Genomic DNA, 18,109 nt, shown 5'->3' on the forward strand with positions numbered 1-18,109 from the left:
CAGGTAGGATATACCTCCGTTTTCTGATGCGTTATACCAATTCTCCAAAATCTAACTACAGATAGGGTAGAATATCATATTAGTACAGTTAAGGGAAAAATATGGGACGAGTTTATAAGATAGAACTATCTGAAAGTGGTCGATTCAAGTCTGAATTGCATCACTATCTGATCTACCTTTATAGAATACCTAATTGGGGGTACGATAGTCAAGACATTTTCGAGGACGATTGTTAATCAAGTTTACGGCTCTTTCCACCACCTCTGGCTTAACGATTTTAAAATTCGTTCCCTTGGGGAAAAATTGTCTTAATAGTCCTTTGGTATGCTCGTTTAATCCCCGCTTGGATGGATGAGGTTCTTTCTCAGAAAGCCCAAGAACTTGTCGGCTAAAAATATTATAGATGACAATTTTTGAGAGTTAAAAGGAGAGATTTATATTACCTCGTTCCCCATCTCTTTTGCCAGAAATAATTTCCCCTACATATCTTTATTTTTGCTCAGGTTAATTTTTGGTACTTGCTATCAGATTACAACATCTGCTCAAAAACTTGACAGATGCGGGGTTGAAAGCGCTGACGGTGTTTTATTTTTAAAAAAGGGCGCGTAAATTCGAGATAGCGAGGAGATAAACCAGAAGTATCGATGACTCGAATCGATCGCAATGTGCCTAATTCTAATTCCTTTTGAACCATCAATTCAGAAATACCGGCAGCTGCCGAACTATTCTCGATGATTGCTTTCACCATTTCTCCGGTATTTAACAGCAAAGTCACCTTTAGTGTCCTTAAATCGATACCCCAATTCCGTAACGCTTCCTCGAATCTTTGTTGAGTTCCCGATCCCGATTCTCGCATTACCCAAGGAGTTTCCACTAATTCGGGTAATTCGATCGCTTCTCTTTTATACCAAGGATGAGAACGTCCGACAATAATTAATAGGCGATCGCTGCCGACGATCTCCTGTTCTAAACAATTTGTTAAATCACTCTTGACTTCTCCCTCGATTAATGCTAGGTCAAAACGTCCGTTAGCCGTACCCAGACAGATTTCTTCCGTATTAGCTAGGGTGCAGTTAATCTTAATTGCCGGATAGCGCTCCTGAAAATCGCTAATTTTTGCCGGCAGCCAATAGTTACCAATAGTCAAACTCGACCCTAATTGTAGTTCTCCCCGTTGCAAGTCGTTAAATTCCGCCAATCCCCTTTCTGTCAAAGTTACCTGGGTAAGAATGCGTTGCGCTTCTAATTGCAGTAAACGTCCTGTTTCCGTGATCTCGATATGACGACCGACGCGATGGAATAATTTCACCCCGTATTCATTTTCTAGAGAGGCAATGGCGGCACTGACAGCCGGTTGGGTGATATATAAAGCTTCTGCTGCTTTGGTGAAGTGGAGATGTTCGGCAGTCGCTAGAAAGATTTCTAGTTGATCTAGGGTCATTCTGGCCATGGCAATGGGGTTTTCCGTCTTTATTCGTCTTTCCATCATTTTAATTTATTAAATCAACAAGAAAGAATATTTGATTTTATTAATGGCTCTTTCTAGAGTGGAGGTAGGGCGATCGAGATCAGAAGACCCGATTAAGAAAAAAATCCTATGACTACCATGATTACTGCCATATCTACAGCAATAGCGGCCTTTATTGCCACCAATCTCGATGACATCCTGATTTTGACGATTCTTTTTACCCAAGTCAATCAACTTTTTCGCCGTCGTCATATCGTTATCGGTCAGTATTTAGGCTTTATACTGCTGATTTTGGCCAGTTTAACTGGCTTTTTCGGGAGTTTCTTGATTCCGGCTCAGTGGATTCGTTTTCTCGGTCTTTTGCCGGTGATTGTCGGGATTCGGAGTCTCTGGCAGCGAGAAGAAACCGAGACGGATAATCATCTGGAGGTGGCTGTAGAATCAACAGCGTCTTCTCCTTTGGTGGCCTGGTTTTCCCCTCAAACCGGCGCTGTGGCGGCAATTACGATCGCCAATGGCAGTGATAATATCGGCATTTATCTGCCGCTGTTTGCTAGTAATACCTGGCCAAATTTAGTTACTATCGTCAGCGTTTTTCTGATCTTGGTGGGTGTTTGGTGTTTTACTGCTCATCGGTTAACCCAATTACCGGCGATCGCTAATTTAATTACCAGTCACGGCAGCCACTTTGTCCCCTGTGTGTTGATCGGTTTGGGTGTATTTATAATCAAGGAAAGTCTTCCCCTCGCTTTCTTGGCCTTGTCCTTAAGCTATGGATGGAGGCTTTTTCAGCAACAAGCAGAATCTATTTAATTTTTGATTCAATACAAATACATTTAAAAATAGATTTTAGATTTTTTCCATACCATCTATAACTCAAGTGCCATAGAATAACATCATCTTCTCAAGCGGTCAACTTGAAACCGACCCCTAGTCATCTCGATCATGTTATTTTTTCTCAAATCACCAGTGACGGAAAGCAAGACCACCATTACACCGAAAAAAGTCAATCCCAATCGGGTCCGCGATCATCTGGCCAATGAACGCACCTATCTGTCTTGGATGCGAACAGCGATCGCATTAATGGGTTTTGGTATGGTTATCCTGCGCTTACGGGCCTTTCATCCTCCTCTGGTTCCCCGGCCCGGTTATGGCTGGAAATTAGGCTTAATGTTTGCTTTAGTGGGTTTATTGACCGTATTTTTGACCACAGCCCATTATTTTACAGTCAGACGAGATATAGATGAAGATACCTACGAACCAGCCGATCGATGGGTGGTACTATTTAGTTTAGCGATCGTTATTCTCGGTGCGGGAATTATCTATTTTGTCGCCACCAGTCCCGATCTGTTGATGGGTAGTATGATGACCTTCGAGTGAACTGTAGGCATTAGGTCCGTTGGAGCAGTGGAGAACCAGTACACTGCCAATTACTAGCTATTTTACCCCCTCTAACTCGATCGCCTGCCCTTACCAGTGATCAACAGTGCTGACCACAAAGAATAGTCGATTTTTGCTTCAGTCGTCTCTTTTCTCCGATGCGTTTCCGGTCGTTAATGGATAAAATTAGTTAATTAAGCCTTTAAAAGAGTAAAAAAGAGTAATGGTAAGCTTTTATGTCTCTTGAAAAATGTAATTGTATTAAAATACAATTGTGCTTGATTCGTAATCAAAATACGGTCAAACCCTATACATTTTTTGCCAGAGGATTAGCCACCGTGAGTATCATCATCGAGCAAGTATCGAAAAAATTCGGCACCTTTACCGCTTTAGACCAGATCAACCTAGAGATCAAATCGAATCGTCTGGTGGCACTGCTGGGGCCGTCTGGTTCAGGAAAAACCACTCTCCTGAGAGCGATCGCAGGATTAGAACCCCCCGACACAGGCAAAATTATCATCAACGGCAAAGACACAACCAATTTAAATGTCAGAAAAAGGAATATTGGCTTTGTTTTTCAGCATTATGCGCTTTTTAAACACCTGACGGTGCGTCAGAATATCGCTTTCGGTTTAAAGATTCGCAAAGCTACCCCCGACTATATTCAAAAACGAGTGGACAGTCTCTTGAGTTTAATTCAATTGCAGGGATTAGGCGATCGCTATCCGGCCCAACTATCCGGAGGTCAACGTCAACGGGTTGCCCTGGCCCGGGCCTTAGCGGTGGAACCGGAAGTATTATTATTAGATGAGCCTTTTGGGGCCTTGGATGCCAAAGTTAGAAAAGAGCTACGGGTTTGGTTGCGACAGTTACACGAGGAAGTCCATGTCACCAGTGTTTTTGTCACCCACGACCAAGAGGAAGCCATGGAAGTGGCCGACGAGATCGTAATTTTCAATGAGGGTAAAATCGAACAGGTGGGGACTCCCGATCAGGTGTACGATCATCCGGCCTCTGCTTTTGTGATGAGTTTTATCGGTCGGGTGAATGTTTTACCACCGACCTCGGCCGCACTATTCGGGCAGCTTGGGGGGGGTACTAACGGAGTCAAGATTTTCATTCGTCCCCACGACCTAGAAATTCTCTCTTCTCCCAATGGGTCTAGTATTGCGGCAAAAGTCGAGCGCATTATCCATCTGGGTTGGGCCATCGATGTGGAATTAATTCTACCCGATCGCTCTCTCCTGATTGCCCATCTGAATCGAGAACAACTGGCTCAATTGCATCTCAAAGTCGGGGAGCAAGTTTATGTTCGTCCTCGGGATGCTCGCGTTTTTAATTAGGGTTTGCAGCCAAAAGTTTGTTGATGGGGTTAGGTTTCGGCCGTGAGATCAGCGTTCGACTCAGCGTTCGTGTTAGTGAGCTTGTCGAACGTCCGAAGTCTCACACCGAGATCCGAACGGAGTCAGTAGCCAGTTGTCGGGAGGGAAAGTCAGAATATATAGAATGACCTCGCAAGTCTGGAAGCAGAACGCTTTGGGATCGAAACTTTGCATCTCACTATTTAGATAACTGCCATAACTTTTCGATAATCTAAGACAAGAGTGGATTAAAAGTCAAATTTCCCCTGAGAACCTGTGAGAGAGTAAATTTTCTCTTTTCACTATTTAGTGTCTTACCGCTAGAATAATAGGATAAAAACGCTATATATAGAGTCTAGCGAATAGGGGATAAGGATGAAATATTTAGAAGAATGGCGTGATAGCGGGGTGGATACGGAGTTAATCGATCTCAATGTCACCAGTTTAGGGGGATTATCTGCCAGTGAATACCTACTCTACTCCCAAGAGTTACCGCGACGCAATGATGGCAGAGTTAGGGATGATATTCTCAAGCGTTATGAACACATCAGTCAAGGTGGTTGGTGGTGTTCAGGAATTGACTTATTAACGGGTAATTATGACCTTTGGGGCTGTTTTAAGCCCGATTTTCCCCGTTTAAGCTTTGATAAGGCTAAACCAATTAAGTACGAACATCCTCCCCAAACCCCTACGGGAGTCTTTGCTTTGCGGGTTCCCCTAAAAATTTGGCAAAAGATAGCCCACCATATCAGTATTAATATTTTAACTGAAGAAGTGGACAATACGCAAGAGGATCTGGGTTTTTGGTCTTGGGTAATTAAACATCCAGAGATACCTATTTGTCTTACGGAAGGAGCAAAAAAAGCGGGGGCATTATTAACAGCAGGTTATGTAACAATTGCCTTACCAGGAATTCACAATGGTTATCGCACTCCCAAGGACGAATTAGGTAGGAGAATCGGCAAATCTCATCTAATTCCGCAGCTAGAAAAATTAGCTCATTCAGGACGAAAGATTTATCTAGTTTTTGATCAAGAAACTAAACCAAAAACCCAACAAGCGGTTAATTTAGCTTTACAGAGAATGGGTTATCTATTCAGTCAGGCTAACTGTGAGGTAAAGGTGGTTACTTGGGATGCTGCCGATGGTAAAGGAGTAGATGATTTACTAATCAATCGTGGAGAAGATTACTTCCAGCAAGTCTATCAAAAAGCTACCTCTTGGGAAATTTGGAAGGCAGCGAGTTTAAATAGTTTAACTCTCTCACCTAATCTAGAGTTAAATAGTCGTTACTTGCCAGATATTGCTATCCCGACATCAGCGCAGTTAATGGCGATTAAATCGGCTAAAGGTACGGGGAAAACTGAGTTTTTAGCCAAGATAGTTAAACAGGCTATTGCCAATCAACAAAAAGTTTTAGTTATCGGTCATCGGGTGAAACTGGTCGAGGAGTTATGTCAACGCTTTGGTTTAAACTATATCAGTAATATTAGGGACAATCCTGCAGCACAAATTTACGGTTATGGTTTATGTATTGACTCTCTTCATCCCCAATCACAAGCTAAATTTCAAGCAGAAGATTGGCAAGAAGCTATTATTATTATTGATGAGATCGAACAAGTTCTATGGCATGGGTTAAATGGGGATACTTGCAAAACTAATCGAGTGGCAATTTTAAAATCCCTAAAGTCGCTGCTGCAAACTGTGGTCAGCAGTGGGGGTAAAATCTTAGTTGCTGATGCTGATTTAAGTGATATTTCCTTAGAATACTTAACTTCTTTAGCGACAATTAAACTAGAAACTTTTCTAATTAATAACGAGTGGAAACCAAGTTATCAAGAAGCTTGGCGAGTTTATAACTACTCTGATAATACTCCCGAACAACTAGTTAAGGATTTAGTAAAACATATTAAAGAAGGAGGAAAACCTTTTGTTTGTTTATCAGCACAAAAGTTAACCAGTAAATGGGGTACGATTACCCTAGAGTCTTATTTAAAAAAGCAATTCCCTCAAAAGAAAATTCTACGGATAGACTCAGAGTCATTGCAAGATTCTAGTCACGATGCTTATCAAGCGATTGGCAATTTAAATCAGTTGTTACTTAACTATGATATAGTTCTAGCTAGTCCTGCGATCGAAACGGGAATTAGTATTGATATTCAGCAACACTTCACCTCGGTTTGGTGTTTAGCGCAGGGGATTCAGACTCCCACTTCTATCGCTCAATTTTTAGGGAGAATTAGGGAGAATATTCCTCGTTATATTTGGTCAGCAGCCTACGGATTTAATCAGGTGGGCAATGGTTCCACTTCTATTCCCAAACTTCTCACCTCTGGACACCGATTAACCGAGGTGAATATTCGCTTACTACACCAATCAGATTTAGAATCTCTGGAGGATTTAGATACAAATTTTCAAGCGGAATCTCTCCTCTGTTGGGCTAAAATGGCTGTGCGAACAAATGCTTATATGCTTAACTATCGTCAGTCAATTCTAGGGATTTTACAAACAGAAGGTCATAGAATTAAAGAACGGAATCAGGAGGAAAAACTGGAAACAACTAATCAGTTAACGGCAGCAATTGAGGAAATTAGGGAACATAATTATCGTTCTGAATGCGAGGCAATTGCCAGCGCAGCCGAGATCACGGAATCAGAATATCGTTTGCTAAAAAAACAGTTAATTAAGTCAGTGAAAGAAAGGAGAATTATCAGGAAATATGACCTATACAAACGCTATGGAATTCCCATTACACCGCAATTAGTGATTAAAGATGATCAAGGATGGTATCAAGAACTACGCCTACATTACTTTTTGACAATTGGGCGACAATTTTTGTGTGATCGAGATGCTTTAATTGCCCGTAAACTGATAGAATCAGGTCACGGAAGTTTATTTATTCCTGATTTTAATGGTAGTCAATTAGGAGTGATTATCGGGACGTTAGAAGTGTTGGGAATTCCCGTATTATTAGCTAACCCTGAAAGAGAATTAACTAACCATGATACCGATTTACAAAAAATGGCTGCAATCGCCATTAAAAATCGTAACGAGATTAAAACTATCACCAAGATTAATCTCTCTAATACTTCCCGTCCTCTGACGATTATTCGTAATTGTTTGAACTTGTTAGGTTATGAATTAACCAGCAAGGGCAGCCGGAGAATTGCTAAAAAATCTCTAAAAGTTTATCAGATTGTTGTCCCTCAGGATGGTAGAGAACAAGTGTTTCAACAATGGTTATTTAGAGATGAAAAATGTGCGGGAAGTTCTGAGATTTGGTATGAAGACTATCTCTTTTCTCTCAACCAGAAACCATCTCTAGGCGAATCAGAAAATGCTTATATTCAACTAAGTCTAGAATTTAGTCTAGCTATGGGAAAATTGCCTATTTAAGCGACTTTTTTTCCTAAAATGACCACATCAGCCAGAAAATCGTCTAGAGCGGCAATTTGGGGTAAATAACCCCATCGTTGGAAGCCGAATTTTTCAAAGAGACAAATACTGGCTTGATTGTGGGCAAAAATAATACAGATAAGATTAGATATACCCAATTTGGGACAACGATTCAAGCAATATTCTACTAATAATTTACCAATTCCACGACCTTGATAATCGGGGGCAATATATAAACTAACCTCTGCCGTTTTTTGGTAAGCGATACGACCATAAAACATCTGTAAACTCAGCCAACCTACCACCCGACCTTCGATCGCTATTACCCAGATGGGATACTGTTCAGGTTCGTGCTTTTTAAACCATTCTCGCCGACTTTCGAGGGAAATAGGCTTTAAATCAGCAGTTGCCTTGCGAGTGGGAACAGCAGCATTATAAATCTCGATAATTGTTGGTAAATCTGTTTCCTTAGCCTCGCGAATAATCATAGAATATCAAGTAAGTAGTCATGCAAAATAAATTTCCCAGTGAAGATAGGCAAGAGGCAAGAGGCAAGAGGCAATAGCTTCATCGAAGCGTGTAATTAATTTTGCTTAGGTACTTAAGATGAAGTATAACCTAATTTTCCCTTGTCTCCTAACTTCTGAACTCTCCTATATCTCTCAATCTTACTTTAAAATTGGGTTTGATAGCGGACGGTAAACTCATTCAAATTGTAATCGTAGGAGAAGCGGATAAAAGACTGGGAATTAACTCGATAAACGGTTTCCAAATTAGGAAGAATATTAAAATCTGTTGCTCCGATCGCATTACTGACCGCATTCTCCACATCATAGACGACTCCTTGCGCTAAGAGGGGAATGGCCAACTGAACCACTCCAAATTGAATCAATTGTTCTGTATTTTTCCCCTGTAAACCATTAAAAACCGATAGCAATTGTTCCCCCAAAAGTCGAACAATTTCCCCTTGACTGCGGGGGGGAGTGCTGGTTAATTTAACTAGGGGAGTATTAAGCAATCCCTCATCTTCACCTCTAGCAAAAGCTACTGCTTGTAAACAATTAGCAGCTTTTTGTAATTCTGCATCTGTATAGTTTTCCTCTAGGGGAAAAGGGGGACTATCGGGACGAATTTGGCAGACTTCATTGATGTTGCGACCTAAATTTGGTAGCAAGCGGTTTAATTCCCCTTCAACGCTGAGGGTGACATCAATCCTTTGAATGCGATTGAGGCTATCATCGGGAATTTCATTACTAGGAAAATCCCCCCCCGGACGGGAGATTGCAAAATCGCGAGATTGAGAAAATTCGCTGAGAATTGTTCGCAGTTGAATGTCAACAAAGGGGTTTAAAAGTCCCAACCCGCGACTAGAATCGAAAACAATAACATTTTGATTGCGTCGGTTAAGAAGAAAACGCGTATCGATGTAGCTAACCCGTCCTCGATCGAGATTAATCACTCCATTGGTTTGTAATTTCTCTAGTGGAGTGAGCGGACCGTTCAAGGTTAAAGCACCACTAAAATCAAATTGATATAAAGGTTCTTGTTCAATTGATAATCCTGCTAAAGACACTTGAAAATTATTTAAAACTGGAGTGATATTTGTCGTCTGAGGAATGTTGAGAGGCTGCAGCCAGCGACTCACTGGTTTATTGGTTGCTTGATTAATTTCTGGGGTGCGAGGAAGAAAAACTTTACCTCTAGAAAGACGCACATTCCCCCCAATAATTGGTTGTTGGACTGTCCCTGTCACCACGGCATTTCCGGCAATTAATCCCCGATAAAGGCCATTAATTGCTATATCTCCCTCTTGAATATTAACTGTTAAAGGATTAGAACTATTTTTGATGGCTTGAAAGAAAGGTAAAACTCCCACCACAGAAATTTGTCTGTCAGCGATCGAGCCTTCTAATTCCTCTACTGTTAAGCTTTCAGGGGTTAACCCAATGCGGCCATTTACGGTTAAAATCTCTGGAAAAGCAACACTGCGGATAGCGACATTATCGAGAGTAACTATACCATTTGCTTCTAAATCTTTGATTTTTAATCCCTCTGTTACATCTAATCTTCCCGTCGCTGAAAGAACTACCTCTCCTTCACCTTTAACCCATTCGATGGCGTTTTGACTGATAGCTTCAATTAATTTGATTGCATCGGTTCCTAATTTTGCTTGTATTTTTAATTGATCATTACCCGGTAAGGGAGGATAGGGAATGCTGCCATAGAGTTGGATTGATTCAGAGGAGGTTGTCCGCAAATCAAAACGATACTGATTATAGGTAAATAACCCAATTATATCCTGATTAATATTTTGGGCATTAATTGCACCATCGATAAAGGCAAAGTTACCCTGAATACGAGGATTTAATAAGGTTCCTGTAATTTGTCCTTGAGTTTTTAAACTCCCGGATACATCTAAGGGAAACTGCACAAAATTTCTCAAGAGGTCGAGAGAAAGATTTTCCACAACAAAAGTTCCCTCTACTTTTTTTAAGGAAAAATCACCCGCTAAAAATACGGAAGAATCTCGTGATTTTAATCTAATCGGTTCTATCCTGAGCAACTGACGATTTAAGTTAAGATTAATTGTTACTTCATCAATCGGAATTAATTGGGTATCGGTGGTGACAATTCCCAGAGGGTTAACAATATTTACCGTCGGTTTTTGGGGTCGCCATTCCCATCGATTACCCTGAAATTGTACGCTAAGATCAGGATTTTTAAAAGTCCCAGTTAAGGCTATATTTGCTTGATAACGACCGCGAAAATCTAGTTCAGAAGGTATCCCAAGTACCCCTCTTTCCCCTGCTAATTTCTGGATTATTTCTTCAATTTTTGCCCGCAAATTTACCTGTTGTGCTAGGGAAGCTTCGGGATTACCTACTCCTAGGGGACTAAGTTCAATAGCTGGGTTATTCTCTGGGGAGAAAAAGTTGATTAAACTGGTTAAATCATAGATACTAGCAACTGATAATAAATCCTGAATATAACCTTGATCTACCCTGAGTTTAGCTTCTATTGCTTGGGTTTGCCAATTAAATAAACCTTGCAGATTATATTGACTTGCACCTGCTTGCAAACTTCCCGATTGTAGTTGAACAATGGAATCTTGATAAACCAAATGTGCTGTTAATTTTTCCCCAATTAAATTACCTAAACTAGGTTGATTAATCTCTAGTTGTCCCTGTCCCTGTAAGTTAAATAAATTGATGTCTAGATTGGCACTCAATTGTCCAGTAATAATCCCCGGAATATTGTAGGCTGCCGTGGGAGATATTTTCAGGATTTCTAGGGGAAAATTGGCAATCTGAACATTTAATTTTTCTCCGCTTCGTTTAGCTGTTGCTAGAAAAGGAGTCTTATTTCCAAAAGCTTGGCGAATATTCATCTCTAGGGGAAGATAGGGCAGCAGACAATTATTTTGTTGACAAGGATCAAAAGTTAGGTCAATAATGTCTTGATTTCCCCGCAGATTTAAACTAATATTTTGACCGATTCCTGCTTGAATTGTTCCTTTTAGTAGGGGTTCAAAGAGTCGCTCATTAATGCTAAAGTTAGCTAAATCTATATCCCCTTTGATTTGTATATTTCCCACTTTTTGCCAAGCACTTAAGAAATTTTTTCCTGTGATTTGTCCTTGAAATTCTCCTATCCCTGTTAGTGTCGATTCTTTGGGTTTTAGGTTAGAGTCAATCGGCAAAAGTGATATAATCTGATTTAGCGGTACAGCAGCAAGGTCGGTTTTTGCCTGTAGATTTAAGTTAACCTCAGCGATATCGGGTTGACTGGTAAGATTAGCTAAAAGAATATTTCCTCGCACATTAAAGCTATTTTCTCCCCACTGTGCCGAAAGATTATTAACCTGAATTGGTGTTACTCCCTGCCAAATTTCTTTAATATTTCCTGCTAGATTAGCTCTAAAATCTAAGTTAGGAATCCAGATCGATTTTATTCCTGGCAATTGCCCCAGTACGGCAGCGGGATCAAGATTAGCGGCAATAATATCACTTTGCCAGAAATTATTATTAAGTTGTGCCTTAGCTTTAATCTCTCCTTTAGCTACATTAATACGAGAGTTGAAAACTGCTTTGACACTGCTTAAGTTCAGTTGTTTTTCTAGCAGGGAGTCGAAAATAGTTTGAGCATTTCCTGCTGCTTGAAACCTCGTTTGGTAAATATTCAACGCTAGGGGAACATTAGTCTGAAAACGCTCTAAACTACCGAGAATATTAAAAATACCTTTGTTTAACTGAATATCAGTATTAATAGGATTATTATCCACTAACAAGCGAGTATTTACCCTAGCATTGATGGTGGACAAATTAGGAATTTTTCCCGCTAGTAAATTATTGATTGCACCAGTGAAATTGACCTGGGTTTTCCCTAGACTAACAGGAATATTTATCTTGGGTAAAAACGGATTTAAGTTAATCCCATCTGTCTTAACTATACCGCTTAAAATACCTTCTTCCAGTTGGGTTGTCGTTCTTAAAAATTGATTATTGACAAGTAACTGTATATCTCCTTCTCCGCGCCAAGTTTTTAAATCCGTCAAAGTACCACTAATCAGAGAATTTATTCTACCAGCAAAGCTGATTTTTGCCCTGCCTAAACTAACGGGAATTGTTAAATTTTCTGTGAAATTATTGAGACTAATTCCTCTGGTATTGACTGTTCCTGTCAGGAAACCTCGATTTAGTTTGGCTGTGGCAATTAAAGGATTATTATCCACTAATAACTGCATATTACCTTGACCTTGCCAACTGCTGAAAATATTATTTTTATTATTCAGTAATTCCCCTAAATAACCCTGTAAATTAATTTGCGATTGCATTAATTTAACTTGGGTTGGTAAGTTAGGTAATAGGGAATTAATCGGCAATCCTGCTAAGACAGCTTTGGCCTGAAGATTTCCTTGCAATACTTGACTATTGACTAAAATTGTGCCTTGTTTACCGCTAATTCTTAAGTTAGCAATTCCGTTTAAAGTATTAATATTGATTTGATCAACTTTGCCAATAACCTGAATATTAGCTGTCTCTAAATTTAAGGGTTCTAAGGTTTCTAAGTAGGGGCAAATAATATCTACATATTGACAAACGATAGGCACAAAAGGAGTCAATAAAAAGTTATTACCCGTGATTTTTGCCTGGACTAATTTGCTAGTAAAATCACTATTAGCATTAACCTGTAGTTTGCCGCCATTTGTTTTAATCACCGTATCGGTTAAATTTATTTTGTTGCCACCTAAAAATACTTTACCCTCCCCAGCAACATTGATTAATCCTGACTGATTAATCATGGGTATTTGCCAATTAATTAATAATTGGGGCAGTCCTAAACTACCTCTAGCTTTAATCTTAGCTTGCAGATCGTTTATCTCAATTTTAGTGGGAATTGTTGCCAATTGAGATAAAATTTTTCTCGTGGGAAAATGCGCTTGTAAATTCAAATTAATTGGCATTTTTGTTCCGTCAAGAGGTTGATTTTTTTGCAGGGATTGCAGAATATTTAACTGCAATTTTCCTTCCCCTTTAATTTCTCCACCTGCAACGGGTTTAATTTGAATTTTATCTAAATTAAGACTATTGAGATTGGTTTGAAAATTACTGGTTATTGATTGAAGAGGTATTTGCTCAAAAATAATCGGTTTGCTGTTGCTAACGGTTCCTTTAATTAGAGGTTGATCTAATTTTCCTGTCACTTGAAAAGTAGAGCGTGCCTCTCCCCGTAAATCTAGAGGTGATTGCAGATAAATAATTCTTAAAAGCTGTTGTAAATCTACCGATTCTAGAGCGACCTTGAGATGATAACCAGTTTGCCAATTTACTTCTCCCTTCACCTCAGTTTTAATCTTGCCAATACTTGCGATCGCTTGTTCAATTAATACTTTATCCCCCTGTAAATTTAACTTAGTTGTCAGCTTAATTGGGTACTGGAAAGGTTGGAATTTTCCCGCCAAATCTGTCACCTGAAAATTTCCATTTCCTTCGGTTTGATTTAGCTTTGCCCAACTGGGAATATTGAGAGCAATATTAGCATTTACTTGTCCTTGATTTAATTGGAAATTGCTCCGAGGAATTAAAGTTAATAGTTCACTTAAGTTCAAACGATCAATCTGAAGATTAGTTTGACTTTCACCCGTTTTTAACGCCGTTTCTCCAGCAATTTTTACTTGACTTTGGAGAATTTCTGCGCTAAAATTGTAGGTGAGAGGCTGCCTTTGATTATCGATGAATCTTCCTTGACCATCGGCCTTAATTTCTATTGGTTTTTTCAAGGCATAGGGTTGGATAGTAATATCTCCCTTCTCCACCTGAAAACCCAGATTTAACCTGATGGGTGCCTCCCGATCTAAGTTACTAGATATTTTTTCTAAATTATCGAGCCATTGACCATTTTTATCCTGATCGAGATAAATACTGGGATTAATTAACTTGACATCAACCGGCAGCGGCAGACCTAAAAGTAAGGGCAGCGGATTTAATCCCAATTCGATCGCATCAATAGATAAACTATCGGCAGAATTGGCCGTAGCTGGAATTTCCGATTTACCGATACGAATGCGATTAAAATAAAAGCCCTCTATCTTACCTACCCTGACGGGTCTGTGCAGCATTTCACTGAAGATATTATCTAAAATCGGAGTGAGACGTTCATAAACTAAATAACGAGTCGTAAAATAGCCAAGGGAGGTAATTCCTAGGAGAGTAATTCCCCCAAAAATTAAAGTAGAAGGGCGACAGAAAAATCGACCAAGACTCAGAAAAAGATTAGGACGAGGAGAAGGATCACCAGGGGAGTTACTCATAATTTTTTACCTCACACACACCAAAGAAAGGGCAATGGCTCACCAGAGCTAATGAACTATGATAATTCACCGCGGCACTGATAGCCCTCGATCGATTAATTGCCACTTTTTAGGCAATTATTGGGCTTAAATCCTGTGAGGAAGTCAAGGGCTGCGGCCAATTAAAAGCCTCTCTTCCCATCTTAGCCTAAGACTCGAATAGCTTGCTAAAATTTTCAACAATCCGCCAAAATCTTCCCAATTTCAACAGCTAACCGAGCTAATATTGCTCAACCCACCAGTTCCATCAGAATATTGCTCAGATCAATGGGTTCGGAAATTGAAGATTGAGAGAAAACTGCTGCGGACAGACAACAATCCGGCGCAGTCTGGAACAACCACCGGAAGTATTCAGTCCTAGAATATTGGGACTAGCACATCTATTTTTACTACAAAAAACGTCTTATAGATAAAGATCATGAAAGCCAGATTATCGATCGCCCTAACCGCCCTAATGACCTTGGGCATAACTGCCACACCAGCGGCCAACTTTGACGAACAGGACATCGAGCAGACCCAGGTAGTAGCGATCGCTCGTCCCTACGGAGGTAATAAATTTGACCTGCTAGTCTTGGAACAAATCCAAGGAAAACAGAAGTGTTGGAGCGAAAACGGCTCAAATCCCGTCATGATCGACCCGCTGCTTCTCAACTTTGACTTTACCGGCATTTGTCGCCGCGCCACCGATAGTAATGGTTATTCTATCCGTCTTGATGGCCGGGATTTTGGGCTAGATTACATCCTGCGTATTGTGGAACGCAACGGCGAATTATACTTAGTGGGAACTCCCCGGGATGCTCGCAGACCCGAATTAGTGGTGGGAAGAACTCGAGGAATGCAAACAGGATTTATGAAAATTATCCTCGAACCGGGTTGGAGATTTAGCCGTCGTACTTTCCAGGGCAAAAGTTTAGGCCACTTCTACTTTAGCGGCAAAGAAGCGGAAGTTCTCGCAGCCGTCGGCAGACCTCCCATCAGCGAAACCACTCCCCCCCCCAGTTCTGGATCTAGTTTCCAGGATATTAGCAGCGATATCTATAAAACTGAGATTGAAAAAGCGATCGCACTTGGGGTAGTGGCCGGTTTTAAAGAAGATAACACCTTCCGCCCCGAAAATCCCGTCACTAGGGAACAATTCGTCTCGATGATTATTGAAGGGATGGGAACTGTCACCAAAATTAACCTAGAAGAGATTCCCCCCGGCAGCGGCAGTTTTAACGATGTGGACGCGACGCGTTGGAGTGCCAAAAAAATTCAATGGGCCCGGGCTAATGGTATTGTTGCTGGCAAAGCTAACGGCGAATTTCGTCCCACCGACCCCATCACCCGGGCTGAATTGATGGCGATTCTCAAACAGGCCGCCACCTACCTGAAAACTCAGCAAAAACAAGCCCCCGATTTAGCCCAAACTAAAACCCCCGTCAATTTTTCCGATACTTCCGGTCATTGGGCTGCCGGGTTAATTACCCAGATGTCGGGATTTTGCGCTGTGGCCTCTCCCTTGAACGAACAGGGTAGTGCCTTTGTACCAAATGATCCCGCCCGTCGTAACTACGCGGCTGCTGCGATCGTCCGTACCCTCGATTGTGTTAAAACCGCCAAAAAATAAGTAGGGTTTGCGGCAAAAAGTTTTTCCTAGGGGTAGGTTGTGGGGTTTCACCCATTTTTGGGTGGTCAATTACCTAATTTTCAGGGATTTTTTCCCTGAATTTTCCCCCCGACCACTCCCGGACCCAGAACTTTTTGATTTCAAAAAGGCCTAAAGATATTATCCAATTACCGATGACTGATCACTGATTACTGACCACTGATAACTGATTACTGATTACTGATAACTGATCACTGATAACTGATTGTGGTTATTAATTTTTACTTTAGGTATGCCGTCGAGTATTCCCGCTAGACTAGGAAATAATGCACCTCGGCTAGACAAAATCCTATGGTAAAGCTGCTCGAAAATCCTCTCCGAGTGGGATTGCGACAAGAAAGAACCCCAGAACCCTTAATCTTAGTCATTTTTGGGGCATCAGGAGACTTAACCCAAAGAAAACTGGTTCCTGCTCTCTATCAACTGAAACGGGAAAGACGACTGCCGGCCGAATTAACCATCGTTGGTACAGCGCGCCGAGAGTGGAGTCATGATTATTTTCGCCAACAGATGCGCCAAGGCATCGAAGAATTTTCCGACGGGATTGGTAGTGAGGAATATTGGCAAGACTTCGCCCAAGGGTTGTACTATTTCCCCGGCAACATGGACGACCCAGAAAGTTACGCCAAAATGAAAGTCTTTCTGGAAGAACTAGACGGAATCCGGGGAACTCGCGGCAATCGAGTCTTTTATCTAGCGGTTTCTCCTAATTTCTTTCCCCCCGGTCTTAAAAACCTCGGCGCAGCCGGAATGCTCACAGACCCGATTAAACACCGGTTAGTGATCGAAAAACCCTTTGGCAAAGATCTCAGTTCTGCCCAAGTTCTCAATCGAGTCGTACAAGAGGTTTGTCAGGAGAACCAAGTTTATCGCATTGACCACTATTTAGGCAAGGAAACCGTCCAAAACTTATTGGTGTTCCGATTTGCTAACGCTATCTTTGAACCCCTCTGGAATCGTCAATTTATCGATCACGTCCAGATTACCGTGGCCGAAACCGTGGGAGTGGAGGAGCGGGCCGGATATTACGAAAAATCGGGAGCTTTGCGGGATATGGTGCAAAATCACCTGATGCAGTTATTCTGCTTAACGGCGATGGAAGCACCCAACGCTATTAACGCTGATAGTGTCCGCGGCGAAAAAGTCAAAGTCCTACAAGCAACTCACCTGGCCGATATTAATAACCTAGAAAAATCCGCCATCCGCGGCCAGTATAAAGCCGGTTGGATGAAAGGAAAACCCATTCCGGGCTATCGGGAAGAACCGGGGGTTAATCCGGAATCGACCACTCCCACCTATGTGGCCATGAAATTAATGGTAGATAACTGGCGTTGGCAGGGTGTCCCCTTCTATCTGCGTACTGGTAAACGTCTGCCTAAAAAAGTTTCCGAGATTGCCATTCAATTCCGCCATGTGCCGTTATTAATTTTCCAATCGGCAGCTCAACAAACTAATGCAAATGTACTGAGTATGCGAATCCAGCCTAACGAAGGTATTGCCCTCCGTTTTGAGGCGAAAATGCCGGGGTCGGAATTACGCACGCGCACGGTAGAAATGGACTTTAGCTATGGTTCCTCCTTCGGTGTCACCAGCGCCGATGCCTATAATCGCCTACTTTTAGACGCTATGCTGGGAGATCAAACCTTATTTACCCGTTCTGACGAGGTAGAAGAAGCATGGCGCATCGTTACTCCCGCTCTTGCCGCTTGGGACGCTCCCGCTGATCCTGCCTCCGTACCCCAATACGAAGCGGGTACCTGGGAACCCACAGAAGCGGAATTTCTCCTTAACCGCGATGGCCGTCGTTGGCGACGACTCTAGTACAGTGAACAGTAATCAGTGAGCAGTAAACAGTGAGCAGTAAACAGTGAGCAGTAAACAGTAATCAGTAAACAGTAATCAGTAAACTAAAAACTCACATCTGATAACTAAAAACTCACATCTGATAACTGATAACTCACATCTGATAACTGGTAACTGAATCACTGATAACTGATAACTGGTAA

9 protein-coding genes and 1 pseudogene are annotated in these 18,109 nt (G+C 41.4%); 6 read left to right on the forward strand and 4 right to left on the reverse strand.

Going from position 1 to position 18,109, the window contains the following annotated elements:
- Positions 1-189 precede the first annotated feature (189 nt).
- Positions 190-354, reverse strand: a pseudogene (locus ACE3JL_RS00870) (IS30 family transposase); the annotation flags it as partial.
- A gap of 175 nt (positions 355-529) precedes the next feature.
- A complete protein-coding gene (locus ACE3JL_RS00875) occupies positions 530-1,450 on the reverse strand; it encodes a LysR substrate-binding domain-containing protein (RefSeq protein WP_375329564.1) in 921 nt (306 codons plus the stop codon).
- A 147-nt stretch (positions 1,451-1,597) separates the two neighbouring features.
- Between ACE3JL_RS00875 and ACE3JL_RS00880 the strand changes: the two genes are divergently transcribed.
- The 4 genes from ACE3JL_RS00880 (at position 1,598) to ACE3JL_RS00895 (ending at position 7,605) form a co-directional block, all read left to right on the forward strand.
- Positions 1,598-2,281 (forward strand): cadmium resistance transporter, encoded by a 684-nt coding sequence (locus tag ACE3JL_RS00880; protein ID WP_271990852.1) that lies wholly within the window; start codon positions 1,598-1,600, stop codon positions 2,279-2,281.
- A gap of 132 nt (positions 2,282-2,413) precedes the next feature.
- Positions 2,414-2,848: a YidH family protein gene (locus ACE3JL_RS00885; RefSeq protein WP_375328636.1), complete on the forward strand. Its 435-nt coding sequence runs from the start codon at positions 2,414-2,416 to the stop codon at positions 2,846-2,848.
- Between the two features lie 338 nt (positions 2,849-3,186).
- Positions 3,187-4,191: a sulfate/molybdate ABC transporter ATP-binding protein gene (locus tag ACE3JL_RS00890; protein WP_375329565.1), complete on the forward strand. Its 1,005-nt coding sequence runs from the start codon at positions 3,187-3,189 to the stop codon at positions 4,189-4,191.
- Positions 4,192-4,584: 393 nt separating this feature from the next.
- On the forward strand, positions 4,585-7,605 hold the full coding sequence (locus tag ACE3JL_RS00895; protein WP_375328637.1) for a plasmid replication protein, CyRepA1 family: 3,021 nt from the start codon (positions 4,585-4,587) through the stop codon (positions 7,603-7,605).
- On the opposite strand, the gene ACE3JL_RS00900 is transcribed toward ACE3JL_RS00895, so the two are convergent.
- Together ACE3JL_RS00900 and ACE3JL_RS00905 are read right to left on the reverse strand one after the other, a co-directional pair.
- Positions 7,602-8,093 (reverse strand): GNAT family N-acetyltransferase, encoded by a 492-nt coding sequence (locus ACE3JL_RS00900; protein WP_375328638.1) that lies wholly within the window; start codon positions 8,091-8,093, stop codon positions 7,602-7,604. The two genes, ACE3JL_RS00895 and ACE3JL_RS00900, sit on opposite strands and share 4 nt — an antisense overlap.
- Positions 8,094-8,278: 185 nt before the next feature.
- Positions 8,279-14,416 (reverse strand): translocation/assembly module TamB domain-containing protein, encoded by a 6,138-nt coding sequence (locus tag ACE3JL_RS00905; RefSeq protein WP_375328639.1) that lies wholly within the window; start codon positions 14,414-14,416, stop codon positions 8,279-8,281.
- Between the two features lie 457 nt (positions 14,417-14,873).
- Here ACE3JL_RS00905 and ACE3JL_RS00910 point away from each other — a divergent pair, with 457 nt between their 5' ends.
- Together ACE3JL_RS00910 and zwf are read left to right on the forward strand one after the other, a co-directional pair.
- Positions 14,874-16,064, forward strand: coding sequence for a DUF3747 domain-containing protein (locus ACE3JL_RS00910; RefSeq protein ID WP_375328640.1), 1,191 nt, complete (start codon positions 14,874-14,876; stop codon positions 16,062-16,064).
- A 330-nt stretch (positions 16,065-16,394) separates the two neighbouring features.
- Positions 16,395-17,924 (forward strand): glucose-6-phosphate dehydrogenase, encoded by a 1,530-nt coding sequence (gene zwf, locus ACE3JL_RS00915; RefSeq protein WP_271990866.1) that lies wholly within the window; start codon positions 16,395-16,397, stop codon positions 17,922-17,924.
- Positions 17,925-18,109 lie beyond the last annotated feature (185 nt).

Source organism: Microcystis sp. BLCC-F210 (assembly GCF_042134685.1).
In the GTDB taxonomy this organism is placed as follows: Bacteria; Cyanobacteriota; Cyanobacteriia; order Cyanobacteriales; family Microcystaceae; genus Microcystis; species Microcystis aeruginosa_D.